At 74.0% G+C, this 24,191-nt stretch carries 18 protein-coding genes, 1 rRNA gene and 1 pseudogene; 15 read left to right on the top strand and 5 right to left on the bottom strand.

Annotated features, from left to right (window positions below; genetic code table 11):
• The 3 genes and pseudogenes from rrf to AB0469_RS27160 all read left to right on the top strand — a co-directional run.
• Positions 1-91 (top strand): 5S ribosomal RNA (rrf, locus tag AB0469_RS27170); the annotation flags it as partial.
• 186 nt (positions 92-277) lie between these two features.
• Positions 278-1,465: pseudogene (locus tag AB0469_RS27165) on the top strand (hypothetical protein); the annotation flags it as partial.
• Between the two features lie 126 nt (positions 1,466-1,591).
• The gene (locus AB0469_RS27160) at positions 1,592-2,458 is read left to right on the top strand and encodes a hypothetical protein (protein ID WP_366454078.1); all 867 of its coding nucleotides are present in this window, start codon (positions 1,592-1,594) and stop codon (positions 2,456-2,458) included.
• Between the two features lie 64 nt (positions 2,459-2,522).
• Here the strand turns inward: AB0469_RS27160 and AB0469_RS27155 are convergent, their stop codons facing one another.
• Positions 2,523-3,794: a DUF1015 domain-containing protein gene (locus tag AB0469_RS27155; protein ID WP_366454063.1), complete on the bottom strand. Its 1,272-nt coding sequence runs from the start codon at positions 3,792-3,794 to the stop codon at positions 2,523-2,525.
• Positions 3,795-3,937: 143 nt separating this feature from the next.
• Here AB0469_RS27155 and AB0469_RS27150 point away from each other — a divergent pair, with 143 nt between their 5' ends.
• The 4 genes from AB0469_RS27150 to AB0469_RS27135 all read left to right on the top strand — a co-directional run bounded on the left by AB0469_RS27150 (position 3,938) and on the right by AB0469_RS27135 (position 8,084).
• Positions 3,938-4,981, top strand: coding sequence for an HAD-IIA family hydrolase (locus AB0469_RS27150; RefSeq protein WP_366454062.1), 1,044 nt, complete (start codon positions 3,938-3,940; stop codon positions 4,979-4,981).
• Positions 4,982-5,095: 114 nt separating this feature from the next.
• Positions 5,096-6,097 carry an iron chelate uptake ABC transporter family permease subunit gene (locus AB0469_RS27145; protein ID WP_366454061.1) on the top strand — a complete coding sequence of 334 codons (1,002 nt, stop codon included), beginning with the start codon at positions 5,096-5,098 and terminating at the stop codon, positions 6,095-6,097.
• Complete coding sequence (locus tag AB0469_RS27140) at positions 6,094-7,155, top strand: iron chelate uptake ABC transporter family permease subunit (RefSeq protein WP_366454060.1); 1,062 nt, start codon at positions 6,094-6,096, stop codon at positions 7,153-7,155. The genes AB0469_RS27145 and AB0469_RS27140 overlap by 4 nt, the downstream gene beginning before the upstream one ends.
• Before the next feature lie 104 nt (positions 7,156-7,259).
• The gene (locus tag AB0469_RS27135; protein WP_366454077.1) at positions 7,260-8,084 is read left to right on the top strand and encodes an ABC transporter ATP-binding protein; all 825 of its coding nucleotides are present in this window, start codon (positions 7,260-7,262) and stop codon (positions 8,082-8,084) included.
• On the opposite strand, the gene AB0469_RS27130 is transcribed toward AB0469_RS27135, so the two are convergent.
• A complete protein-coding gene (locus AB0469_RS27130; protein ID WP_042810382.1) occupies positions 8,081-8,428 on the bottom strand; it encodes an SCP2 sterol-binding domain-containing protein in 348 nt (115 codons plus the stop codon). The two genes, AB0469_RS27135 and AB0469_RS27130, sit on opposite strands and share 4 nt — an antisense overlap.
• Positions 8,429-8,493: 65 nt before the next feature.
• Between AB0469_RS27130 and AB0469_RS27125 the strand changes: the two genes are divergently transcribed.
• From AB0469_RS27125 to AB0469_RS27105, 5 genes are all read left to right on the top strand, one after another.
• Positions 8,494-8,802, top strand: a complete 309-nt coding sequence (locus tag AB0469_RS27125; protein ID WP_366454059.1) for a hypothetical protein — start codon at positions 8,494-8,496, stop codon at positions 8,800-8,802.
• A gap of 7 nt (positions 8,803-8,809) precedes the next feature.
• Complete coding sequence (locus AB0469_RS27120; protein ID WP_366454058.1) at positions 8,810-9,625, top strand: TlyA family RNA methyltransferase; 816 nt, start codon at positions 8,810-8,812, stop codon at positions 9,623-9,625.
• Entirely contained in the window at positions 9,622-10,599 is a 978-nt protein-coding gene (locus AB0469_RS27115) for an NAD kinase (RefSeq protein ID WP_366454057.1), read from the top strand. Before AB0469_RS27120 ends, AB0469_RS27115 begins: the two co-directional genes overlap by 4 nt.
• Before the next feature lie 106 nt (positions 10,600-10,705).
• Positions 10,706-12,424, top strand: coding sequence for a DNA repair protein RecN (gene recN, locus AB0469_RS27110; protein ID WP_366454076.1), 1,719 nt, complete (start codon positions 10,706-10,708; stop codon positions 12,422-12,424).
• A gap of 147 nt (positions 12,425-12,571) precedes the next feature.
• On the top strand, positions 12,572-13,681 hold the full coding sequence (locus AB0469_RS27105; RefSeq protein WP_366454056.1) for a glycosyltransferase family 4 protein: 1,110 nt from the start codon (positions 12,572-12,574) through the stop codon (positions 13,679-13,681).
• A 13-nt stretch (positions 13,682-13,694) separates the two neighbouring features.
• Here the strand turns inward: AB0469_RS27105 and AB0469_RS27100 are convergent, their stop codons facing one another.
• Positions 13,695-15,317 (bottom strand): PucR family transcriptional regulator, encoded by a 1,623-nt coding sequence (locus AB0469_RS27100; protein WP_366454054.1) that lies wholly within the window; start codon positions 15,315-15,317, stop codon positions 13,695-13,697.
• Positions 15,318-15,531: 214 nt separating this feature from the next.
• Between AB0469_RS27100 and AB0469_RS27095 the strand changes: the two genes are divergently transcribed.
• The gene (locus AB0469_RS27095; protein ID WP_366454053.1) at positions 15,532-17,112 is read left to right on the top strand and encodes an APC family permease; all 1,581 of its coding nucleotides are present in this window, start codon (positions 15,532-15,534) and stop codon (positions 17,110-17,112) included.
• 11 nt (positions 17,113-17,123) lie between these two features.
• A complete protein-coding gene (locus AB0469_RS27090; protein ID WP_366454052.1) occupies positions 17,124-18,764 on the top strand; it encodes an NAD(P)/FAD-dependent oxidoreductase in 1,641 nt (546 codons plus the stop codon).
• Positions 18,765-18,771: 7 nt separating this feature from the next.
• Here AB0469_RS27090 and AB0469_RS27085 read toward each other — a convergent pair whose 3' ends face one another.
• Complete coding sequence (locus AB0469_RS27085) at positions 18,772-20,154, bottom strand: FAD-binding oxidoreductase (protein WP_366454051.1); 1,383 nt, start codon at positions 20,152-20,154, stop codon at positions 18,772-18,774.
• Positions 20,155-20,244: 90 nt separating this feature from the next.
• Positions 20,245-22,098: a glycoside hydrolase family 15 protein gene (locus AB0469_RS27080; protein WP_366454050.1), complete on the bottom strand. Its 1,854-nt coding sequence runs from the start codon at positions 22,096-22,098 to the stop codon at positions 20,245-20,247.
• Between the two features lie 427 nt (positions 22,099-22,525).
• Between AB0469_RS27080 and AB0469_RS27075 the strand changes: the two genes are divergently transcribed.
• A complete protein-coding gene (locus AB0469_RS27075) occupies positions 22,526-24,160 on the top strand; it encodes a CTP synthase (RefSeq protein WP_366454049.1) in 1,635 nt (544 codons plus the stop codon).
• The last annotated feature ends 31 nt before the right edge of the window (positions 24,161-24,191 follow it).

Here is a 24,191-nt window from a genome sequence, read left to right as displayed (position 1 = left end):
GCCCGGTTACATTCCGAACCCGGAAGCTAAGCCTTTCAGCGCCGATGGTACTGCAGGGGGGACCCTGTGGGAGAGTAGGACGCCGCCGAACAATCTTTCAAAGGACCCTTGGTCCTCAGCGTTCACGCTGAGGACCAAGGGTCCTTTTTGTTTTGCACCTCTTTACGCCGAAGCGCGGCCATGGGCTGGTTGCGCGAGAATGACTAGCGGTACCCCGAAGACAGGAGTCACACCCATGTCCAACTCTCCCGACGATCGTCCGGAGCGCGAGCCTCGTCGCAACGACGGCGGTGACAGGGGCGGCTACCGCGGGGGCCGTGACGACCGTGGCGGTGACCGTGGCGGCTTCCGCCGCGACGACCGCGGTGGTCGCCCCGCCGGTGGCGGCTTCCGCCGCGACGACCGTGGCGGACGCCCGGCCGGCGGTGGCTTCCGCGGCCGCGACGACCGCGGTGGCGACCGCCCGTCGTACCCGCGTCGCGACGACGACCGCGGTGGCTACCGCGGCGGTCGCGACGACCGTGGCGGCGACCGTCCCTCGTACGGCCGTCGCGACGACGACCGCGGCGGCCGTCCCGCCTACCCGCGCCGTGACGACGAGCGCGGCGGCTTCCGCGGCGGCGACCGCCCGGCCTTCCGCCGTGACGACCGTGGCGGGGACCGTCCGTTCTCGCCGCGTCGCGACGATGAGCGTGGTGGCTTCCGCGGCGGTCGTGACGACCGCGGTGGCGACCGCCCGTCGTACCCCCGTCGCGACGACCGGGGTGAGCGTCCCTCCTACCCGCGCCGTGACGACGAGCGTGGTGGCTTCCGCGGCGGTCGTGACGACCGCGGTGGCGACCGCCCGTCGTACCCCCGTCGCGACGACCGGGGCGAGCGTCCCTCCTACCCGCGCCGTGACGACGAGCGTGGTGGCTTCCGCGGCGGTCGTGACGACCGCGGTGGCGACCGCCCGTCGTACCCGCGTCGCGACGACCGGGGCGAGCGTCCCTCCTACCCGCGTCGCGATGACGAGCGTGGTGGCTTCCGCGGCGGTCGTGACGACCGCGGTGGCGACCGCCCGTCGTACCCGCGTCGCGACGACCGGGGCGAGCGTCCCTCCTACCCCCGCCGTGACGACGAGCGTGGTGGCTTCCGCGGCGGTCGTGACGACCGCGGTGGCGACCGCCCGTCGTACCCCCGTCGCGACGACCGCGGTGGCGACCGTCCGTTCTCCCCGCGTCGCGACGACGACCGGGGCGGCCGTCCGTCCTACCCGCGTCGCGACGACGACCGCGGTGGTTTCCGCGGCGGCCGCGACGACCGCGGCGGCGACCGTCCGTCCTACGGGCGTCGCGACGACCGTGGCGGCGACCGTCCCTCCTTCCGTCGTGACGACCGCGGCGACCGGGGCGACCGCCCGTCCTACCCGCGTCGCGACGACCGCGGCGGTGACCGCGGTGGCTACCGCGGCGGCCGCGACGACCGCGGTGGTTTCCGCGGTGGCCGTGACGACCGCGGCGGCCGCGAGTTCCGCGCCGACCGCGACCGGGACCCGGTCAAGCGGCTTCCGATCGACGAGGACGTCACCGGCAACGAGATCGACGCCGATGTGCGCCAGGAGCTCCTGAGCCTGCCCAAGGGCCTGGCCGAGGAGGTCTCGCGCAACCTCGTCATGGTCGCCCGGCTGATCGACGAAGACCCCGAGCAGGCGTACGCGTACTCCCGCATCGCCCTGCGCCTGGCCTCCCGCGTCGCCGCCGTCCGCGAGGCCGCCGGCTTCGCCGCGTACGCCACGCAGAAGTACAGCGAGGCGCTCGCCGAGTTCCGCGCCGCCAAGCGGATGACCGGTTCCGTCGAGCTGTGGCCCGTCATGGCCGACTGCGAGCGCGGCCTCGGCCGTCCCGAGCGGGCGCTGGCCATGGCCGGCGAGCCCGAGGTGCAGAAGCTGGACAAGGCCGGCCAGGTCGAGATGCGTCTCGTCGCCGCCGGAGCCCGCCGGGACATGGGCGAGCTCGACGCCGCCATCGTGACCCTGCAGAGCCCCGAGCTGGCCTCCAACGCCGTGCAGCCGTGGACCGCGCGCCTGCGGTACGCCTACGCCGACGCCCTGCTGGCCGCCGGCCGCGAGGACGAGGCCCGCGAGTGGTTCGCGAAGACCCTCGAGGCCGACAAGGACGGGGCGACGGACGCCTCCGACCGCCTGGCCGAGATCGACGGGGTGGAGTTCGTGGACGCCGCCGCGATCGAGGACGAGACGGAGCTCGAGGACCTCGGTGACGAGGACGACGAGGACGAGGACGCGGCCGAGGTGGCCGCCGCCGAGCGTGCCGCCGACCAGACCGAGTACTACGACGAGGACGACGAGGAGTACGAGCCCGTCGACACCTCCGAGGCGGACGCCGACGCGGACGTGGACCTCACCGACGAGATCGTGGTCGTCGAGGACGACGAGCGCGAGGCGCGCGACAAGGCCTGACACGGCCTGACGTAGAAGGGCGGCACCCCCTCGGGGTGCCGCCCTTCCGCGTGTGCGGGGCCGGTCAGTCCAGGCTGCGCAGGACCAGGCCCGTGGCCGGCTTGGGGCCGAAGGACGTCGACTTGCGGGGCATCGTGACACCCTGGCGGGCCAGGTCCCGGACGACCTCCTCGCGGACCGGGTGCAGCAGCACGGCCGTGCCGCCGTGGCGTTCGGCCATGGCCACCGTGGCGGCCGCGTCGTGGATGTACGCGATGTGGTCCGGGGCGTCCGGGATCTGCCACAGGGCGTCCAGCAGGGACGCGTGGAGCACCGTCGCGTCCAGCCGGCGCCAGGCCTCCGGGCGGTCGCGGCGGACGGTGCGCTCGATCAGGGCCGGATCCGGGTCGGTGACCAGGTGGAAGGTGCCGTCGCCGGTGAGGAGGAAGGCGTTGCCGCGCTCCGAGGCGTCCGCGAGGGCCTCCAGGGCCAGCGGGAGCGGGCCGTCGACCGGGCGGACCCGGAAGGAGCCCTCGACCGCCGCCAGCGCCTCGGCGAGGGGCAGCCGGCGCAGCATCCGGTGGATGGCGCGCACCTGGAGCGGATAGCGGGCGGTGTCCACGAGGAGGACCAGGCCGAAGTCCCACGGGGTCGGCGAGCCGTGCTCCTCCTGGAGGCGCAGGTACGTCGCCCAGCGGTGGTGGCCGTCGGCGATCAGCGCCTGGCGGTGGGCCAGGTCCGCGGTGACCACGGCCAGCTCTGCGGGGTCGGTGACGGCCCACAGGCTGTGGCGGAACCCGTCCTCGGTGACCGTCGACAGCAGCGGCTCGCGGGCGGCGGTGGCCTCGACGACCGCGTCCGCCCCCGCGCCCGGGCCGTCGCCCCGGTAGGTGAGGAGCAGGGGTTCGAGATTGGCCGAAGTCGCGCGCATCAGGCCCGCCCGGTCGGTGACCACGTCCGGCATCACGTCCTCGTGGGGCAGGACGATGCCGGCCTCGGCGGTGGACAGGGCCAGGGCGCCGATGACGCCGCGCTGGAGGACGCCCGACTTGCGCTGCTCGTAGACGTAGAGCGCGGGCCGCGGGTCCGTGCTGAGGACGCCCTGGGCGAGCCAGTCGTCCAGGGTGCGGGCGGCCTGCTCGTTGCGTGCGGCCGGGGTGCCGGCCTGCGGCAGGATGAGCCGGACGATGTTGTGCGGGTCGGCGGACTCGAGGTGGTCGACTCCGTCGGGGCGTACGACCACGTCGTACGGCGGTGAGGTCACCGCCGCCAGGCTGCGGACGCGCTCCGGGTCGTAGCGCAGTCCGTGGAAGGGGATCAGGCGCAGCCCGTGCTCCGCGTTGCCAGGTGTGGTCATTGGTGCATGGTAAGACCCGTCTCGCGATACGGGATGGCCGGGGGAGTGACGGGGTAGTGCAAACTCGGACAAGATCGATCGTGCGCGGTGGAGCGTCACCGCGGTCCCGAGCGTTTTGAGAACGGTTATTGAGGAGCGGCCAGATGACCCGGCAGAGCAGGACCAGTCCCGCGGGCAGTGAGCGGAGTCTGCACCAGGCGTACGACACGGCCCTGCTGGACCTGGACGGGGTGGTGTACGCGGGCGGCCACGCGATCGCGCACGCGGTGGAGTCCCTCGCCGCGGCCCGGGCCGGCGGCATGCACCTGGCGTACGTCACCAACAACGCGCTGCGGACGCCGGAGGCGGTCGCGGAGCACCTGGGCGAGCTGGGGATCCCGACCGAGGCGGGCGAGGTGATCACCTCGGCGCAGGCGGTGGCCCGGCTGATCGCGGAGCAGGTGGAGCCGGGGTCCAAGGTGCTGGTCGTCGGCGGGGAGGGGCTGCGGGTCGCGCTGCGCGAGCGCGGGCTGGTCCCGGTGGAGTCCGCCGACGAGGAGGGGCTCGCGGCCGTGGTCCAGGGCTACGGCGGACCCGACCTGGCGTGGGGGCGCTTCGCGGAGGCCGCGTACGCGATCAACCGCGGGGTGCCCTGGTACGCGTCGAACACGGACCTGACGATCCCCGGGGCGCGCGGGATCGCGCCGGGCAACGGGGCGGCCGTGGAGGTCGTGCGGATCGCCACGGGTGCGGATCCGCAGGTGGCGGGGAAGCCGCTGCCGCCGATGCACCGGGAGACGGTGCTGCGGACCGGTGCCGAGCGGCCGCTGGTGGTCGGGGACCGGCTGGACACCGACATCGAGGGCGCGTTCAACGGGGACGTGGACTCGCTGCTGGTGATGACCGGGGTCACGGACGCGGAGCAGCTGCTGCGGGCCGAGCCCCGGCACCGGCCGACGTACGTGGACCGGGACCTGCGCGGGCTGCTGACCGGGCAGCCGGAGGTGGCGCAGGGGCAGGGGGCCCGGAGGTGCGGCGGCTGGAGCGCGGCGCACGCGGGCACGCACCTGGAGCTGACCCGGACCGGGGAGGGGGAGGCGGATCCGGTCGACGGGCTGCGGGCGTTGTGCGCGGCGGCCTGGTCGGCGGCCGGCGACGGGTCCTACGGCCACGACGTGGAGAAGGCGCTGGCCGCGCTGGGGTGGTGAGCCGCGGGCGGCTACGCCGTTCGGGGGATTTTTCAAGGCAGAGGGTAGGCTAACCTAACCTTCGTGTTGGCTGAGAGTCCCCCTGAATCCGCGCGGAGCGCGCCGCCGCCTGCCGTGGCCCGTCCGCACCACGGCAGGCGCGCCGCCGGTCTGCTGGTCGCCCTCGCCGTGCTGGCCCTGGTGGCGGTGGCGAGCATCGCCGTCGGTGCCAGGGCGATGCCGCTGGACGACGTCTGGCACGGGCTGTTCCACTACGACGGCACCACCAACGACGTGGTCGTACGGGACCTGCGGGTCCCGCGCACCCTCCTGGGGGTGATGGTCGGGCTCGGACTCGGCCTGTCCGGCGCGGTGATGCAGGCCCTGACCCGCAACCCGCTGGCCGAGCCCGGCATCCTCGGCGTCAACGCCGGAGCGGCGGCCGCCGTCGTCTCCGCCATCAGCTTCCTCGGGGCCGGCACGCTGACCGAGTTCGTCTGGTGGGCCTTCCTGGGCGCGGGGGTCGTCTCGGTCCTCGTCTACGTGCTCGGCGGCAGCCGCAGCGCCACCCCGGTGCGGCTCGCGCTCGCCGGTACGGCGGCCAGCGCGGCCCTCGCCGGCTACATCAACGCCGTCCAGCTGATGGACAGCCAGGCCCTCGGCAAGCTCCGCTTCTGGACGGTGGGTTCGCTGGCCTCGGCCAACATGGACACCGTCCGCCAGGTGGCCCCCTTCCTGCTGGTGGGGACCCTGCTCGCGCTGACGCTGGGCCGGCCGCTCAACGCGATGGCCATGGGCGACGACACCGCCCGGGCGCTGGGCGCGCACCTGACGCGGACCCGGATCGGGGCCATGGCCGCCATCACCCTGCTGTGCGGGGCGGCGACCGCCGCCTGCGGCCCGATCGTCTTCGTCGGGCTGATGATCCCGCACCTCGCGCGCCTGCTCACCGGGCCCGACATGCGCTGGGTGCTCGCGTACTCGGCCGTCCTGTCGCCCGTGCTGCTGCTGGGCGCCGACGTGGTCGGACGGGTCGTCACCCGGCCCGCCGAGCTCCAGGTCGGCATCGTGACCGCGCTCGTCGGCGGCCCCGTCTTCATCCACCTCGTCCGGCGCAAGAGGATGGCCCAGCTGTGACCGACCTCCGCATCCGCGGGGCCGCCCGGCCCCGCACCCTGCGCGGCCCCGGCGGGACCTCGCTGCGCGTCGAGCCGCGCGCGCTGGTCACCGGGCTGCTGCTGACCGCCGCGGCGGCGGTGCTGGCCGTCGTCCTCATCGGCACCGGCGACTTCGAGATCGCGCCCGGAGACGTCGTGCAGACCCTGCTGGGCAACGGCGCCCCCGCCGACGACTTCATCGTCAACGACCTGCGGCTGCCGCGGGTCCTGGTCGCGGTCCTGGTCGGCGCGGCCCTCGGGATGTCCGGGGCGGTCTTCCAGTCCGTCTCGCGCAACCCGCTCGGCTCGCCCGACATGCTCGGCTTCGGGTACGGCTCGGCGGTCGGCGCGCTCGTCGTCATCACGCTGTTCAAGGGCGGGGCCACGGAGGTCGCGCTGGGCGCTGTCGTCGGCGGTGTGCTGACCGGGGCGGTGGTGTACCTCCTCGCGTACAAGAAGGGGATCCACGGCTACCGGCTCGTGCTGGTCGGCATCGGCGCCTCGGCCGTGCTCGTGGCCGTCATCCAGTACCTGATCGCCAAGGCGCAGCTCGTCGAGGCGACCCGGGCGATGGTCTGGCTGACCGGATCGCTGGCCGGCCGGGACTGGGCGCAGGTGTGGCCGCTGCTGATCACCTGCGCGGTGCTGTTCCCACTGGTCCTCGGGCAGAGCCGGGCCCTGCGGGTGATCGAGATGGGGGACGACGCCGCGTACGCGCTGGGCGTGCCGGTGGAGCGGACCCGCATGCTGCTGATGCTGGCCGCGGTCGTGCTGACCACGGCCGCCGCGGCGGCGGCCGGGCCGATCAGCTTCGTCGCGCTGGCCGCGCCGCAGCTGGCCCGCCGGCTGACCCGCTCGCCCGGGTCGAACCTGCTGACCGGCGCACTGATGGGCACCGTCCTGCTGCTGGCCTCCGACCTGGCCTCGCAGCGGGCCTTCGGCGCGGACCAGCTGCCGGTCGGTGTCGTCACCGGCCTGGTCGGCGGCGTCTACCTGCTCTGGCTGCTCGTCACGGAGCGCAGGGCGGGACGGATATGACGGACACGGACACGGACACGGACACGGACACGGACACGGACACGGACACGGTGCACGCCGTGCACGGCAACGAACGCAGCCCGGTCGAAACGAGGAGTACCCAGGTGCAGAGGCTGACCGCGGAGAACGTCACCCTCGGCTACGACCAGCGGGTCATCGCCGAGAACCTGTCGGTGGAGATCCCCGACCACTCCTTCACCGTCATCGTCGGCCCCAACGCCTGCGGCAAGTCCACGCTGCTGCGCGCCCTGTCGCGGATGCTCAAGCCCTCCGCCGGGCAGGTGCTGCTGGACGGGCGGGCCATCACCTCGACGCCCGCGAAGCAGGTGGCGCGGACGCTGGGACTGCTCCCGCAGTCCTCGGTCGCGCCCGACGGGATCACCGTCGCCGACCTGGTCGCCCGCGGCCGGTACCCGCACCAGGGACTGCTGCGCCAGTGGTCCCCGCAGGACGAGCGGATCGTCCTGGAGTCGATGGCCTCCACCGGGGTCGCCGAACTCGCCGACCGGGCCGTCGACGAGCTGTCGGGCGGGCAGCGCCAGCGGGTGTGGATCGCGATGGCGCTGGCCCAGCAGACCCCGCTGCTGCTCCTGGACGAGCCGACGACCTACCTGGACATCCAGCACCAGCTGGAGGTCCTCGACCTGTGCGCCGAGCTCCACGAGGAGCGGGGCCGGACCCTGGTGGCGGTGCTGCACGACCTCAACCAGGCGGCCCGCTACGCCACCCACCTGATCGCCCTGCGCGGCGGGGTGGTGGTCGCCGAGGGGCCGCCGGCCGAGGTGGTCACCGCCGAGCTGGTGGAAGAGGTGTTCGGGGTGCGCTGCCGGGTGATCGAGGACCCGGAGACCGGAACGCCGCTGGTGGTCCCGGCCGCCCGGCGGGCCCGCACGGGGGCGGCCGCCGCGGGCGCCCGGACGAGCGCCTAGAGCAGGCTCTTGAGGCGCAGGAGGTCGCGGAAGCCGGCCTCCAGGCGGACCCGGCCCGAGGCCCAGGCCTTGGCGAACTTCAGCTGCCCGTCGACCAGGGCGAGCAGGTCGTCCCCGCTCATCGCGAGCCGGATCTCGGCCTTGGCGCGGGGCGGTCCGGGGGTGAGGGCGTCCACCCTGATCCGGCCGCCCTCCAGGCGGCCGGCGAAGGTCACGTCGAGGTCCGTGATGTGGCAGCTCAGGGACCGGTCGAGGGCGGCCGCGCCGCGCACGTCGCCGTCGGCCCCCGCGAGGTTGTCGGAGAGTCGGTCGAGTGCCGCGCGGCACTCCTGGATCGTAGCCATGGTGTCCCGACCGTACCGCAGAGCCGCGCGTGGCAGGGGCGGTGCTTCGGGGTAGCGTCAGGGGCATGACCGACGAAGTGTCCGCGAGCGTTCCGGACGTCCCCCAGGAGCCCGTCGCGCAGTCCGCGGCCGGCCCCGGGAGCGGGTCCGGCACGGGGTCCGCCGAGCCCGCCGGGGCCGCGCCGCCGGGCCTGGTGCGCACCCCCACCGGGCACCCCGGTGTCGACGCGCACCTGGAGCGCCTCGCGGACGCGGACCACCTCGCGGCGGACGGACACGTCGAGGTGTACGAGGATGTGCACAGGGGACTGCGCGAGGCGCTGACCGCGCTGGACGCACAGCCCGTCCCCGGACCGTACGAAAACAGGAGCTGAACCGAACGTGGCAGGAGTGGCACGCCGCCGCCTGGACGCCGAACTGGTACGCCGCAGCATGGCCCGCTCGCGGGAGCACGCGGCCCAGCTGATCGCCGCGGGCCGGGTGACCGTGGGCGGCACCACCGCGACCAAGCCGGCCACCCAGGTCGAGACCAGCGCGGCCCTCGTCGTCCTCAAGGACGACAGCGACCCCGACTACGTCTCCCGGGGCGGCCACAAGCTGGCCGGCGCGCTCGCGGCCTTCCGGCCGCAGGGGCTGGCCGTCGAGGGCCGCCGGGCGCTGGACGCGGGCGCCTCGACCGGCGGGTTCACCGACGTGCTGCTGCGCGCGGGCGTGGCCCACGTCGTCGCCGTGGACGTCGGCTACGGGCAGCTGGCCTGGTCGCTGCAGAGCGACGACCGGGTGACCGTCAAGGACCGCACGAACGTGCGCGAGCTGACGCTCGAACTGATCGACGGCGTCCCCGTGGACCTGGTCGTCGGCGACCTGTCCTTCATCTCGATCGGCCTGGTGCTGCCCGCCCTCGTGCGGTGCACGGCGCCGGACGCCGACCTGGTGCTGATGGTCAAGCCGCAGTTCGAGGTGGGCAAGGAGCGGCTCGGCAGCGGCGGCGTGGTGCGCAGCCCCGAGCTGAGGGCCGAGGCGGTGCGGGAGGTCGCCGCGCAGGCCTGGAAGCTGGGGCTGGGCGTGCTGGGGGTCACCGCGAGTCCGCTCCCGGGGCCGTCGGGGAACGTCGAGTACTTTCTGTGGCTTCGGGCGGGGGCACCGGCACTCGACCCGGGGGATGTCGACCGTGCAGTGGCGGAGGGGCCTCAGTGACAGATTCGTCAGCGTCAGCGGGTGCAGCGGCTTCGACGGGGACCGCGCCTTCGGGGGGACCGGGGGCGGGGGAGCCCGCCGGGCCGCGCACCGTCTTCCTGGTCGCGCACACCGGCCGGCCGGCGGCCATACGCAGCGCCGAGCTGGTGGTGCTGGGACTGCTGAAGTCGGGGATCGGGGTGCGGGTCCTCGCGCAGGAGGCGCGGGACATGCCGCTGCCGCCCGAGGTGGAGCTCGTCGGCGCGTGCACGCCGGAGGTCCTGGCGGGGTGCGAGCTGCTGATCGTGCTGGGCGGGGACGGGACCCTGCTGCGCGGGGCGGAGTTCGCGCGCGGGTCGGGGGTGCCGATGCTGGGCGTCAACCTGGGCCGGGTGGGATTCCTCGCCGAGGCCGAGCGCGACGACCTGGACCGGGTCGTGGACCGGGTGGTGCGCAGGGCGTACGAGGTCGAGGAGCGGATGACCCTCGACGTCCTCGTACGGACCAACGGTGACGTGGTCCACCGGGACTGGGCGCTGAACGAGGCGGCCGTGCAGAAGGTGTCCGCCGAGCGGATGCTGGAGGTGGTCCTGGAGATCGACGGGCGTCCGGTGACCGGCTTCGGGTGCGACGGCATCGTCTGCGCGACGCCGACCGGCTCGACGGCGTACGCCTTCTCGGCGGGCGGGCCGGTGGTCTGGCCGGAGGTGGAGGCGCTGCTGATGGTGCCGATCAGCGCGCACGCGCTGTTCGCGAAGCCGCTGGTCACCTCCCCGGACTCGGTGCTGGCGGTCGAGGTGCAGACCGGGACCCAACACGGGGTGCTGTGGTGCGACGGCCGGCGGACGCTGGAGCTGCCCGCCGGAGCGCGGGTGGAGGTCCGTCGCGGGACGGTGCCGGTGCGGCTCGCCCGGCTGCACCACGCGTCCTTCACGGACCGGCTCGTGGCCAAGTTCGCGCTCCCGGTGTCGGGTTGGCGCGGCGCGCCGCACTGAGGACGCCGCCGACCCCGCTAATAGCACACCCGTTCGGAAGACTCCGGGCGGGTGAGGGAGCATGGCACCCCCGAAACCTCGGTATGGTCGTCCCGTGCTTGAGGAGATGCGGATACGGTCACTCGGGGTCATCGACGACGCGGTGGTCGAGCTGTCGCCCGGTTTCACCGCGGTGACCGGCGAGACCGGTGCGGGCAAGACGATGGTCGTCACCAGCCTCGGGCTGCTGCTCGGCGGCCGGGCCGACCCGGCCCTGGTGCGGATCGGGGCCAAGGCGGCGGTGGTCGAGGGCCGCGTCGTCCTGCGCCCTGACGCGGCCGCCGCCGTGCGCGCCGAGGAGGCCGGGGCCGAGCTCGACGAGGGCGCCCTGCTGATCAGCCGGACCGTGTCCGCCGAGGGGCGCTCGCGCGCCCACGTCGGCGGCCGCTCGGTCCCCGTCGGCCTGCTCGCCGAGCTCGCCGACGACCTGGTCGCCGTCCACGGGCAGACCGACCAGCAGGGCCTGCTGCGGCCCGCCCGCCAGCGGCAGGCCCTCGACCGGTACGCCGGCGACGCCGTCGCGGGCCCCCTGGAGAAGTACGCGGGCGCCTACCGGCGGCTGCGCGCCGTCGCCGCCGAACTGGACACGATCACCACCCGCGCCCGGGAGCGGGCGCAGGAGGCCGATCTGCTGCGCTTCGGCCTGGAGGAGGTCGCCGCCGTCGAGCCGCTGCCGGGTGAGGACGCCGAACTGGCGGCCGAGGCCGAACGGCTCGGGCACGCCGAGTCCCTGGCCTCCGCGGCGCAGGCCGCGCACGCGGCCCTCGCGGGCGACGTGGAGGACCCGGAGGGCGTCGACGCCAACACCCTCGTCGCCGGCGCGCACCGCGCCCTGGAGTCCGTGCGCTCCCACGACCCGGTGCTCGGCGCGCTCGCGGACCGGATCGCGGAACTGGGCATCCTGCTCGGCGACGTGGCCGGCGAGCTCGCCGGGTACGCCGACGACCTGGACGCCGACCCGCTGCGGCTGGCCGCCGTCGAGGAGCGGCGGGCGGCCCTGACCCAGCTCACCCGCAAGTACGGCGACTCCGTCGACTCCGTCCTCGAATGGGCCCAGAAGGGCTCGGCGCGCCTGCTGGAGCTCGACGGCGACGACGAGCGGATCGACGAGCTGACCGCCGAGCGGGACGCGCTGCTGGCCGAGCTCTCGCAGTTGGCCCAGGCGCTCACGGACGCCCGGACCGAGGCCGCCGAGCGGTTCGCCTCCGCGGTGACCGCCGAGCTGGCCTCCCTGGCCATGCCGCACGCCCGGGTGACCATCGACATCCGCCAGACCGAGGCCGCCGACGGCGTCGAGGTGGGCGGCCGTCCGGTCGCCTACGGGCCTTCGGGCGCGGACGAGGTGGAGCTGCTGCTGGCCCCGCACCCCGGTGCCCAGCCGCGTCCGATCGCCAAGGGCGCCTCCGGCGGCGAGCTGTCCCGCGTCATGCTGGCCGTCGAGGTCGTCTTCGCCGGCACCGCCCCCGTGCCCACGTACCTCTTCGACGAGGTCGACGCGGGCGTCGGCGGCAAGGCTGCCGTCGAGATCGGCCGGCGGCTGGCCAAGCTGGCGAAGTCCGCCCAGGTCGTCGTCGTCACCCACCTGCCCCAGGTGGCGGCCTTCGCGGACCGGCAGCTGCTGGTCGAGAAGACCGTCGACGGATCGGTGACCCGGTCCGGGGTCACGGTCCTGGAGGGCGAGGACCGGATCCGCGAGCTCTCCCGGATGCTGGCCGGCCAGGAGGACTCGCAGACGGCGCGGGCCCACGCCGAGGAACTCCTCGCGGCGGCCCGGGCGGACGGCTGAGACGGCGGATCGTTAGCCCGTGTGGGTGAGGCTGGGGGGCGCACTGCGGTGTCCCGCACGGGATCCGCACCCGTATGGTCCCGGAACGCGCGTGCGGACTGGCATCCTGGGCGACGTCCCTGCCCCCTCACCCTGGAGCTTCCGCCCGTGAGCAGCTCCCCGGCCTCGGCCCCGCCCGCCCTGCCGTACGGGCGGCCCCCGCTGCGCACCGTCCAGGTCCTCGGCGGCGCGGGCGCCGGCAGCAGCGCGCACGTGCGCTCCCTCACCACGGGGCTCGCGGCGCGCGGCGTACGGGTGACCGTGTGCGCCCCCGTCGCGGCGGAGGGGGAGTACGACTTCACCGGAGCCGGGGCGGAGTTCACCCCCGACGCGGCGAGCGCGCTGCGCGCCGCCTGCGCCGGGGCGGACGTGGTCCACGCGCACGGCGTACGGGCCGGGATGCGGGCCGCGCTGGCCCTGCGCGGCCGGGGGCGCCGTGCGCCGCTGGTGGTGACCTGGCACGGCAGCGCCCCCGACGCGGGCCCGCTGGGGCGCCTCGCCCGCCTGCTGGAACGGCACGTGGCCCGCGCCGCCGCCGTCGTCCTGGGCTCCTCCTCCGACCAGGTCGACCTCGCACGCCGCCGCGGCGCACGGGACGCCCGCCTCGCCGCGGTCGCCGTACCGGCCGCGCCGGCGGTGCCCGACGCGGGCAAGACCCGGGCGGAACTGGGTGTGGTGGAACGCCCCCTGGTCATCGCGGTCGGCAGCCTGGTCGCCCGGCGCGGCTATTCCGTCCTGCTGGACGCGGCGCGCGTCTGGCGGGGGCTGGAGCCGGCACCGCTGCTGGTGATCGCGGGGGAGGGGCCGCTACGGCCCGAACTGGCCCGCCGCATCAGGACGGAGGGCCTCCCGGTGCGCCTTCTGGGCCGCCGCCGGGACGCCGACCGCCTGCTGGCGGCGGCGGACGTCGCCGTCCTCCCGAGCCGCTGGGAGGGCCGCTCCCTGCTGGCCCAGGAGGCCCTGCGGGCCGGTGTCGCCCTGGTGGCGACGGAGGTGGGCGGCGTCCCGGAACTGGTCGGCGACGCGGCGGTCCTGGTCCCGTACGGCGACGCGGACGCGCTGGCGGGAGCGGTGACCGCCCTCCTGGACGACCCGGACCGCCGCGCCGCCCTCGCCCTCGCCGGCCGCGCCCAGGCGGCGACGTGGCCGTCGGAGGACGACACGGTGGCCCAGGTCCTCTCGGTCTACGACGAACTGATGGAACGCCGGCGCCCCTGACCGGGCGGGGCCCTCAGGACGGCGCGGCGTGGCGCCGGGCGCGCAGGGCCAGGCTCAGGGAGAGGACCGTTTCCGGGTCGTCCAGGTCGGTGCCCAGGAGCTCCGAGATCCGGGCCAGCCGGTTGTACAGGGTCTGCCGGTTCAGGTGCAGCTCGCGCGCGGTCTCCGCCTTGCGGCCCGCATGGGCCAGGTACGTCTCCAGGGTGGGCAGCAGCGGCGGCCGGGACGCGGCGTCGTGGACGCGCAGGGCGCCGATCGCCCGGTCCACGAACGCCGCCAGGTCCGGGTGTTCCCGCAGCCGCCACAGCAGCAGGTCGATGTCCAGGCGGCGCGCGTCGTACCAGGGGCGGGCCGGCAGGCCGTGGGCGGCGGTGGCGGTCTCCGCGGCGTGCCGCAGGCCCGCCGAGGCCGCCGCCCAGCTGCCCGAGACGCCGACCACCACCACCGGCGGGGCCCCGGCCCGGTCCAGGCCGGCCCGCTCCACCCCGGCCCGCAGGGCGCCCGCGACCCGGTCGGCGACCGACGTGCGCTCCGACTCCGCCCGCAGCGACACCAGCAGCGGCACCCGTCCCTCCACCGGGCGGACGCCCAGCAGCACCGGCACCCCGACCGAGGACAGCTCCTCCTGGACCGCCCGGGCCAGCACCGACCAGTTCCCGGACGGCACCAGCTCCGAGGACAGCCGCATCACCAGGGGCAGCAGCGGCCCCGCTCCCGGGCGGAAGCCCAGCACCCGCGCCTGCGCCGGGGCGTCCTCCGCCGAGATCCGCCCCTCCGCCAGGTCCGTCAGGAAGTCGCCCCGGCCGCGCGCGGCCAGCTCCTCCTCCTGCCGGGCCTGCATCAGCACCACCGCGAGCACCCCCGCCGTCCGCTCCGCCGCCATCCGGTGGACCGGCAGCAGCGGCGCCGAGACCCCGACCAGGACGACCCGGGCCCGCACCGAGCCCGTGCCGTGGCCGCCGCCCGGCACGTCGACCACGACGGCGTTCGCCGGGGGCTCGGCCGCGCGCTGGCCCCGCAGCCCCTCCCACACCTGGAGCGGGTCCGCCGCGGCCTCCCCGGCCACCGGCCCGGCCGCGTACAGCAGTTGGCCGTCCGGGGTCTCCAGGAAGACCGGGTTGGCGGTGAAGTCGGCCAGGATGCGCAGCACCTGCGGGATCCCGCCGCCGCCCAACAGGGCCTCCGTGCACCGCCGGTGGACCTCCTCGGCCCGCTGGAGGAGCGCGTAGTGGTGGTTGACGATCTCGGTGTGGATCTCCTCCGTCACCGCGACGAAGGGGACTTCCCGGTGCAGCTGCACGAGCGGCAGCCCGGCCGTCCGGGCGGTCTCCACCAGCGTCGCCGGGAGCCGGGTGAAGCGCGGGCCGAGTTCCACGACCAGGGCGGCGATCCCGCGGTCCGCGAGGCGGCGGACGAAGGCGCGCTGCTCGGCGGGCCGGGTGCCCAGCCCCAGCCCGGTGGTCAGCAGCAGTTCGCCGCCCTTGAGCAGCGAGGCGATGTTCGGCACCTCGCCCGCGTGCACCCAGCGGACGGTCCGCCCGAGGCGGTCGGCGCAGGCCACCACCTCCGGCAGTCCGCTGCGCAGTCCCGGCAGTTCCAGTGCCCGCTGAACGGTGATCCCGCCCTGGTTGTCCATATCGCGGGACGCTACCGGCCGCGTTGTTCCGAGGACATCACCGGGTGGTCACGGAGTCCGTCATGTCCCCCTGTCGGGCCGACAACTCGTCGCTCCGGCACGGAGATTATCGGACCGCGTGCCAATTGTGGTCTGCGTCACGCAGGGGGAGAGTGACGGCCTCGCGAACGGCCTCCCGAGCGAACGGCCTCCCGACAGGAACGAGGACGACCCCATGAGCAGAGCCAGCGCCACGCCTCCACCCACCACCCCCGGCGGGGCACCGGGCACACCCCCGGTCCAGCGCCTCAAGGCCAACTCCGTGGGCCTCGTCGGCGTCGTGTTCATGGCCGTCGCGACCGCCGCGCCGATCACCGCCATGACCGGCAACCTCCCCATCGCCGTCGGCTTCGGCAACGGCACCGGAGCGCCCGCCGGCTACCTCTTCGCCACCCTCGTCCTGACCGTCTTCGCGGTCGGCTACGTGGCGATGGCCAAGCGGATCACCGCCGCCGGAGCCTTCTACGGGTACATCTCGCACGGCCTCGGCCGGATCGCCGGCATGGCCTCCGGGATGCTCGCCGTCCTCGCCTACATCGTCTTCGAGGCCTCGATCGTCGGCGTCTTCTCCTACTTCGCCGAGACCACCGTCCACGACCAGCTCGGCGTCGACCTGCCGTGGATCCTGTACGCGGCCGCGATGCTCGCCGTCACCGCCGTCCTCGCCCACTTCGACATCAACCTCACCGCCAAGGCCCTCGGGGTGATGCTCGTCGCGGAGATCGCCGTCCTCTTCGCGGTGGCCACCGCCGTGCTGGTCGCGGGCGGCGGCCCCGACGGCATCCCCGTCGAACCCGTCAACCCGAAGAACGCCTTCACCGGGACCTCCGCCGGCCTCGGCCTCTTCTTCGCCTTCTGGTCCTGGGTCGGCTTCGAGTCCACCGCTATGTACGGGGAGGAGTCCCGCGACCCCAAGCGGGTCATCCCCCGCGCCACCCTCGTCTCCGTCGTCGGCGTCGGCCTCTTCTACATCTACGTCTCCTGGATGACCATCGCCGGCAACGGCCTGGCGGAGTCCGTCAGGCTGTCCGCCTCCGCCGACCCCCTCGACCTCTTCTTCGCCCCCGCCCACCGGTTCATCGGCGCCTGGGCCGTCGACGCCTTCCAGTGGCTGCTGCTCACCGGCTCCTTCGCCTGCGGAATGGCCTTCCACCAGTGCGCCGCCCGCTACCTCTACGCCATCGGCCGCGAGGGATTCCTGCACCCCGCCCTGGGCCGCACCCACCCCCGGCACGGCTCCCCATACCTCTCCTCCGTCGTCCAGACCGTCATCGCCACCGGCCTGGTCGCCGGGTTCTGGCTCACCGGCCAGGACCCGTACCTGCACCTGTACACGCTGCTCGCGATCCTCGGCACGATGGCCATCCTGATCGTGCAGACCCTGTGCTCCTTCGCCGTCATCGGCTACTTCCGCAGGAACCACCCCGAGGACCGGCACTGGTTCCGGACCTTCACCGCCCCGCTGCTCGGCGGGATCGGGATGACCGCGGTCGTGGTCCTCCTGGTGCTCAACATGCAGACCGCCGCCGGTGCGGCCGCCGGCTCCCTCTTCTTCAAGCTGATCCCCTGGATCGTCGGCGCGGTCTTCTTCGGCGGCCTGGGCCTGGGCCTCTGGCTCCGGTACAAGGCCCCCGAGCGCTACGAGATCATCGGCCGGATCGTTCTGGAGGACGCCGCCGAGCGCTCCGACCGGACCGCCCCGGCGGCTCCGCCCGCCCCGCCCGCCCCGTCCGACCCGTCCGCCGCGACCGTCTGAGGAGCCCCGCCATGGCCCGCACGCCGCTCATGCACGCCCTGCGCCGGATCGCCGCCGACCACGCCGCCGCCCGCCGGCTGCGCCTGCCCGTCGCCGAGGTCCGCGGCTCCACCCGCCGCGAACTCCTCGGCCGGGCCGCCGCCCTCGGCCTCGGCACCGCGCTGGCCTCCTCGGCCGCCTCCGCCTCCGCCGCGTACGCCGACACCGCCCCGGCTCCGGCGAAGAGACCTGCCGGACCCGCCCGCGTCGCGGTCGTCGGCGCCGGCATCTCCGGGCTCACCGCCGCCCTCACCCTCCAGGACGCCGGCGTCCCCTGCACCCTCTACGAGGCCGACGCCGCCCGCGTCGGCGGCCGGATGTGGACCCAGCGCGACCACTGGGCGTACGGGCAGACCTCCGAGATCGGCGGCGAGCTCATCGACACCGGCCACAAGAAGATCCTGGAACTGTGCCGCCGCTTCAACCTGCCCGTCGAGGACTTCCTGGGCGGCGGACCCAACGGAGCCGAGGAGATCCTCCGCTTCAACGGCGCCTACTATCCCCGCACCCAGGCCGACGAGGACTTCAAGGCCGTCTACCAGGCCCTGCGCCGCGACCTCCAGGAAGCCGGCGAGGTCTCCTGGAACTCCTCGACCCCGGCCGGCACCGCCCTGGACGAGACGACCCTGTACGAATGGATCGAGACCCGCGTCCCCGGCGGGCACCGGTCGCAGCTCGGCCGGTTCATCGACGTCGCCTACACCGTCGAGTACGGCGCCGACACCCAGGCGCAGTCCGCCCTCGCCCTGGTCCTCCTGATGGGCTACCAGCCCAACCCGGGCAACTTCAACGTCTGGGGCCTGTCCAACGAGCGCTACCACGTCATCGGCGGCAACGACCGGCTCCCGCACGCCATCGCCGCCGCCCTCACCCCGGGCACGCTGGTCATGGGCCGCCGGCTGGTCGCCGTACGCGCCAACGCCGACGGCACCCAGACCCTCACCTTCGACGACTCCGGCGCCGTGCGCACCGCCACCGCCGACCACACGGTCCTGTGCCTGCCCCTGCCGGTCCTGCAGAACCTCGACACCTCGCAGGCGGGCTTCGACCCCCTCATGCGCAACCTGCTGCGCGACGCCCGGATGGGACACTGCACCAAGCTGAACATGCAGTTCACCGCCCGCCCCTGGCGCGGCACCGGCCCCTGGCCCGGGGTCTCCGCCGGCGACTGCTTCACCGACTCCGGCGTGCAGCAGACCTGGGACACCACCAAGGTCCAGCCCGGCACCGGCGGCATCCTGCTCCAGTACGGCGGCGGCTCCCCGGCCGGTGCGCTCACCCCGGCCACCCCCTTCGCCACCGAGTCCGACCCCTACGTCCGCGACCTGGCCGGCCGGGTCCTGACCGGCGTCGACGCCTTCTTCCCCGGGACGAAGGCGGTGTGGACGGGCCGCGCCCAGCTCTCCGCCTGGCACCGCAACCCCTACTCCCTGGGCGCCTACTCGTACTGGCCCACGGGCTACCTCCACCGCTACGCCAAGTACGAGGGCACCGCCCAGGGCAACGTCCACATCGCCGGCGAGCACTGCAGCTACGACTTCCAGGGGTTCATGGAGGGCGGCGCCACCGAGGGCGAGCGGGCCGCCCGCGAGGTGCTCGCCGCCCTCACCTGAGCAGGACTCAGACCGGCGGGATGTTGTGGTTGAAGCGGAAGACGTTGTCCGGGTCGTACTGCCGCTTCAGCCGCGCCAGCCGCCGCATGTTGTCGGCGCCCAGGCCGGCCACCACCCGGTCCGCGCCCTCGTCCCCGGTGAAGTTCAGGTACACCGCCCCGGTGGACCACGGCTGGACGTCGGCGCGGACGTCCCTGACCCACTGGATGACCCGCTCGTCGTCGGCGGCGTCCTCCCACATGCCGAAGGGGTGCACCGCCCACGGCGCGTCCCGGTACGGCACCGGGTAGTCCTCCCCGCCCGCGGCGATCGCCCCGCCCTGCGGCCAGACCACGTGCTGGGTGCCGCTCGGCACCGGCATCGAGGCGGCCCGGGCGCAGAACACGTCCACGAACGCGTCGGGCGCGCCGGTCAGGTACTCCGCCGACCAGTAGTTCCGCAGCCCCGGCGGGTCGTCGAGCATGCACTGGAGCTCGGCGTACGGGATCGCCGTGACGACCTCGGCCTCGTGCGGGATCGCCAGCAGGGGGTCGGCCATCTTGCGCAGCTCGTCCTCGGGGCCCGCGTAGGTCACCAGCGCCCCGGCCAGCAGCAGGCCGACCAGGTGCGGCGGGACGAACGGCGCGGGCGGCCCGGTCAGGTAGAGGACGCCGCCGCCGGCCTCGTCCGGACCGGACTCGATGACGTCCCGGTACGCCCGGACCACCTCGGGGCCGCGCTCCGGCAGGTAGAACACCATCGCGATGGACAGCGCCGGCAGGTCGTGCAGGCGCAGGGTCAGCGACGTGGCGATCCCGAAGTTCCCGCCGCCGCCGTGCAACCCCCAGAACAGCTCCGGGTGGTCCTCCGCCGTGACGTTCAGCAGCTCGCCCTGGGCGGTGACCAGCTCCACCCCCAGCAGGTTGTCCACCGCCAGGCCGAAGGTCCGGTCCAGCCAGCCCGTGCCCCCGCCGAGGACGTAGCCGCCGACCCCGGTGGTGGAGGCCCGGCCCCCGGTGGTCGCCAGGGCGTGCGGCTCGCAGGCCCGGTCCAGGTGGCTCATCGTGGCCCCGCCCGCGACGCGTACGGCCTTCGCCGCCGGATGGACGGTGACCTCGTGCATCCGGCGCAGGTCCACGACCACGCCGCCGTCGTTCAGGGACATCCCGGCCACGCTGTGCCCGCCGCCGCGCACCGCCACCGGCAGGTCCAGCTCCCGGGCGAAACGGACCGTCGTGACCACGTCCGCCGCGCTCTCGCACTGGGCGATCACCGCGGGCCGGCGGTCGATCATCGCGTTGAAGACCGTCCGGGCCTCGGCGTACCCGGGGTCGCCGGGGGCGAAGACCTCACCGGCCAGGTCCTCGCGGAGCGCGGCGAGCGCCGTGCCCGCCTTCGAGAGGGGCGCCATCGCCACCCCCCCTTTCCCAGAAGGGCATGGACCCCTCCAGGTTAGGCGGGCACCCGGGGGGCCGCGCGCCGGCGGCCCCCCGGGTGCCCGTCAGCCTCCGTACGCGCCGCTCGCCGTCAGCCGCAGGGCGGTGTCGATCAGGGGGACGTGGCTGAAGGCCTGCGGGAAGTTCCCGACCTGGCGCTGGAGCTTGGGGTCCCACTCCTCGGCCAGGAGCCCCAGGTCGTTGCGGAGCGAGAGCAGCTTCTCGAAGAGGCGGCGGGCCTCGTCGACCCGGCCGATCATCGCCAGGTCGTCGGCCATCCAGAAGGAGCAGGCGAGGAAGGCGCCCTCGTCCCCCTCCAGGCCGTCCACACCGGCCTCCTCGCCGGCCGTCGGATAGCGCAGGATGAACCCGTCCGGGGTCGACAGCTCGCGCTGGATCGCCTCGATCGTGCCGATGACCCGCTTGTCGTCGGGGGGCAGGAAGCCCATCTGCGGGATCAGCAGCAGCGAGGCGTCCAGCTCCTGGGAGCCGTACGACTGGGTGAAGGTGTTGCGCTCCGGGTCGTAGCCCTTCTCGCACACGTCCGCGTGGATCTCGTCGCGCAGCGCCCGCCAGCGCTCCAGCGGGCCGTCCGCGTCCCCGCTCTCGATCAGCTTGATCGTGCGGTCCACGGCCACCCACGCCATCACCTTCGAGTGCACGAAGTGGCGGCGCGGGCCGCGCACCTCCCAGATGCCCTCGTCGGGCTCGTTCCAGTGGATCTCCAGGTAGCGGATCAGCTTGAGCTGGAGCACCGAGGCGTAGTCGTTGCGGGCCAGGCCGGTCATGTGGCCCAGGTGCAGGGCCTCGGTGACCTCGCCGTACACGTCGAGCTGGAGCTGGTGGGCGGCGCCGTTGCCGACGCGCACGGGGGCGGAGTTCTCGTAGCCCGGCAGCCAGTCGAGCTCGGTCTCGCCCAGCTCCCGCTCGCCGGCGATCCCGTACATGATCTGGAGGTTCTCCGGGTCCCCGGCGACCGCGCGCAGCAGCCAGTCCCGCCAGGCGGCGGCCTCCCCGCGGTAGCCGGTGCGCAGGAGCGAGGAGAGGGTGATGGCGGCGTCGCGCAGCCACGTGTAGCGGTAGTCCCAGTTGCGGACCCCGCCGATCTCCTCCGGCAGGGAGGTGGTCGGCGCGGCGACGATCCCGCCCGTGGGGGCGTACGTCAGCGCCTTGAGGGTGATCAGGGAGCGGACCACCGCCTCCCGGTAGGGCCCGTGGTACGTACAGAGGTCGACCCACTCGCGCCAGAACTCGGTCGTGGCCTCCAGGGCCGACTCGGCCTCCGGGGTCTCCGGGGCGCCCAGGTGCGAGGGCTGCCAGCTGATGGTGAAGGCCACCCGGTCGCCCGGCGCGACGGTGAAGTCGGAGTAGGTCGTCAGGTCCTTGCCGTAGGTGTCCGCGTCGGCGTCGAGCCACACGGAGTCGGGGCCCGCGACGGCCACCGTGCGCCCCTCCACCTTGCGCACCCAGGGCACGACCCGCCCGTAGCTGAAGCGCATCCGCAGCGCCGACCGCATCGGCACGCGGCCGCTGACGCCCTCCACGATGCGGATCAGCTGCGGCGCGTGCCCCTCGCGGGGCGGCATGAAGTCGATGACGCGGACGGTCCCGCGCGGGGTGTCCCACTCCGACTCCAGCACCAGCGAGTCGCCGCGGTAGCGGCGGCGGGTCGCCTTCGGCGGTTCCGTCCCCGGCGGGAACGACGGACCGATCCGCCAGAACCCGTGTTCATCGGTGCCCAGAAGGCTCGCGAAGACGGCATGGGAGTCGAAGCGCGGCAGGCACAGCCAGTCCACCGCCCCGTCCCGGCAGACCAGCGCCGCGGTCTGCATGTCCCCGATCAGTGCGTAATCCTCGATGCGCCCGGACACGTTGCTCTCCAGTCGAACGGCCACGTCCGCCCCGTAGGGCGCTTGCATTGCGCTGTCGCGCGGTCTCCTGTGCGCAGGGATCCCCGCGTCGAGTCCTACATTGCCGGAACCGGCGTTGTTACGCCGTTCGCCGGACTGCTCGGCGGCGATGTGCAGCGGTATCCGAGCAAGCTACGTCCGCACCCTAGTGATCCCCTTAAGTATCGGGACAATGTCACTCGGCCGAACGGGTGACCTGGGGGAACGCGGCGGCGGGACGGCCCGGCGGGGCCGCGGGCGGGGCCGTCGCGCAGCGCGCCCGGAGGCGGACCGCCCCGGGCGCTGATAGGCTGGTACCCCGTGGACCGGTGGTCTGCCTGTGCGAATCAGGAGCCCCGAAACCGCAGCTTCGGCGCCCCCGGAAACGGGAGAAGTCGCCGGACGCACCTCACCTCGCGACCACGGGAGCCCCCTCTTGGCGATGCCGCCCAAATCCATGACGACCAAGCACATCTTCGTCACCGGGGGTGTCGCTTCGTCCCTCGGCAAGGGCCTGACGGCCTCCAGCCTGGGTGCGCTGCTCAAGGCGCGCGGCCTGCGGGTCACGATGCAGAAGCTCGACCCGTACCTGAACGTCGACCCCGGCACGATGAACCCGTTCCAGCACGGTGAGGTGTTCGTCACCAACGACGGCGCCGAGACCGACCTGGACATCGGCCACTACGAGCGCTTCCTCGACGTCGACCTCGACGGCTCGGCCAACGTCACCACCGGCCAGGTCTACTCGCAGGTCATCGCCAAGGAGCGGCGCGGCGAGTACCTCGGTGACACCGTGCAGGTCATCCCGCACATCACCAACGAGATCAAGCACCGCATCCGCCGCATGGCGACCGACGACGTCGACGTCGTCATCACCGAGGTCGGCGGCACGGTCGGCGACATCGAGTCGCTGCCGTTCCTGGAGACCGTCCGCCAGGTCCGCCACGAGGTCGGCCGCGACAACGTCTTCGTCGTGCACATCTCGCTGCTGCCCTACATCGGCCCCTCCGGCGAGCTGAAGACCAAGCCGACCCAGCACTCCGTCGCCGCGCTGCGCAACATCGGCATCCAGCCCGACGCGATCGTGCTGCGCGCCGACCGCGACGTCCCCACCTCCATCAAGCGCAAGATCTCGCTGATGTGCGACGTGGACGAGGCGGCCGTGGTCGCGGCGATCGACGCCAAGTCGATCTACGACATCCCGAAGGTGCTGCACACCGAGGGCCTGGACGCCTACGTCGTCCGCAAGCTCGACCTGCCCTTCCGCGACGTCGACTGGACGGTGTGGGAGGACCTGCTCGACCGCGTCCACAACCCCGACCACGAGGTCAAGGTCGCGCTCGTCGGCAAGTACATCGACCTGCCGGACGCCTACCTGTCGGTGACCGAGGCGCTGCGCGCCGGCGGTTTCGCCAACCGGGCCCGCGTCCAGATCAAGTGGGTCACCTCCGACGACTGCAAGACCCAGGCCGGCGCCGCCGCGCAGCTGTCCGACGTGGACGCGATCTGCGTCCCCGGCGGCTTCGGCGACCGCGGTGTGAACGGCAAGGTCGGCGCGATCACCTACGCCCGCGAGAACAAGATCCCGCTGCTGGGCCTGTGCCTGGGCCTGCAGTGCGTGGTCATCGAGGCCGCGCGCAACCTCGCGGGCATCGAGGAGGCGAACTCCACCGAGTTCGAGCCCTCGACCCCGCACCCGGTCATCTCGACCATGGAGGAGCAGCTGGCCTTCGTCGAGGGCGCGGGCGACCTGGGCGGCACCATGCGCCTGGGCATGTACCCGGCGAAGCTGGCCGAGGGCTCCATCGTGCGCGAGGTCTACGGCGACCAGGCGTACGTCGACGAGCGCCACCGCCACCGCTACGAGGTGAACAACGCCTACCGCGGTGAGCTGGAGAAGAAGGCCGGCCTGGTCTTCTCCGGCACCTCCCCGGACAACAAGCTCGTCGAGTACGTCGAGTACCCGCGCGAGGTGCACCCCTACCTGGTGGCCACCCAGGCCCACCCGGAGCTCCGCTCCCGCCCGACCCGGCCGCACCCGCTCTTCGCGGGCCTGGTCAAGGCCGCGGTGGAGCGCCAGCAGCAGGGCTGACGCTCGGTAACGTAGGCGGCCGGGGTACGGA

The sequence above is a fragment of the Streptomyces sp. NPDC093801 genome (assembly GCF_040701585.1).
Lineage (GTDB): Bacteria > Actinomycetota > Actinomycetes > Streptomycetales > Streptomycetaceae > Streptomyces.
The sequence above is the reverse complement of the archived record's forward strand: the minus strand, read 5'-3'. Positions and strand labels throughout refer to the sequence as shown.

Coding starts and splice junctions, on each gene's coding strand:
- AB0469_RS27155 (WP_366454063.1), bottom strand. CDS start 3,794: ATGACCACACCTGGCAACGCGGAGCACGGGCTGCGCCTGATCCCCTTC.
- AB0469_RS27150 (WP_366454062.1), top strand. CDS start 3,938: ATGACCCGGCAGAGCAGGACCAGTCCCGCGGGCAGTGAGCGGAGTCTG.
- AB0469_RS27130 (WP_042810382.1), bottom strand. CDS start 8,428: ATGGCTACGATCCAGGAGTGCCGCGCGGCACTCGACCGACTCTCCGAC.
- AB0469_RS27125 (WP_366454059.1), top strand. CDS start 8,494: ATGACCGACGAAGTGTCCGCGAGCGTTCCGGACGTCCCCCAGGAGCCC.
- recN (WP_366454076.1), top strand. CDS start 10,706: ATGCGGATACGGTCACTCGGGGTCATCGACGACGCGGTGGTCGAGCTG.
- AB0469_RS27100 (WP_366454054.1), bottom strand. CDS start 15,317: ATGGACAACCAGGGCGGGATCACCGTTCAGCGGGCACTGGAACTGCCG.
- AB0469_RS27095 (WP_366454053.1), top strand. CDS start 15,532: ATGAGCAGAGCCAGCGCCACGCCTCCACCCACCACCCCCGGCGGGGCA.
- AB0469_RS27090 (WP_366454052.1), top strand. CDS start 17,124: ATGGCCCGCACGCCGCTCATGCACGCCCTGCGCCGGATCGCCGCCGAC.
- AB0469_RS27085 (WP_366454051.1), bottom strand. CDS start 20,154: ATGGCGCCCCTCTCGAAGGCGGGCACGGCGCTCGCCGCGCTCCGCGAG.
- AB0469_RS27080 (WP_366454050.1), bottom strand. CDS start 22,098: ATGCAAGCGCCCTACGGGGCGGACGTGGCCGTTCGACTGGAGAGCAAC.
- AB0469_RS27075 (WP_366454049.1), top strand. CDS start 22,526: ATGACGACCAAGCACATCTTCGTCACCGGGGGTGTCGCTTCGTCCCTC.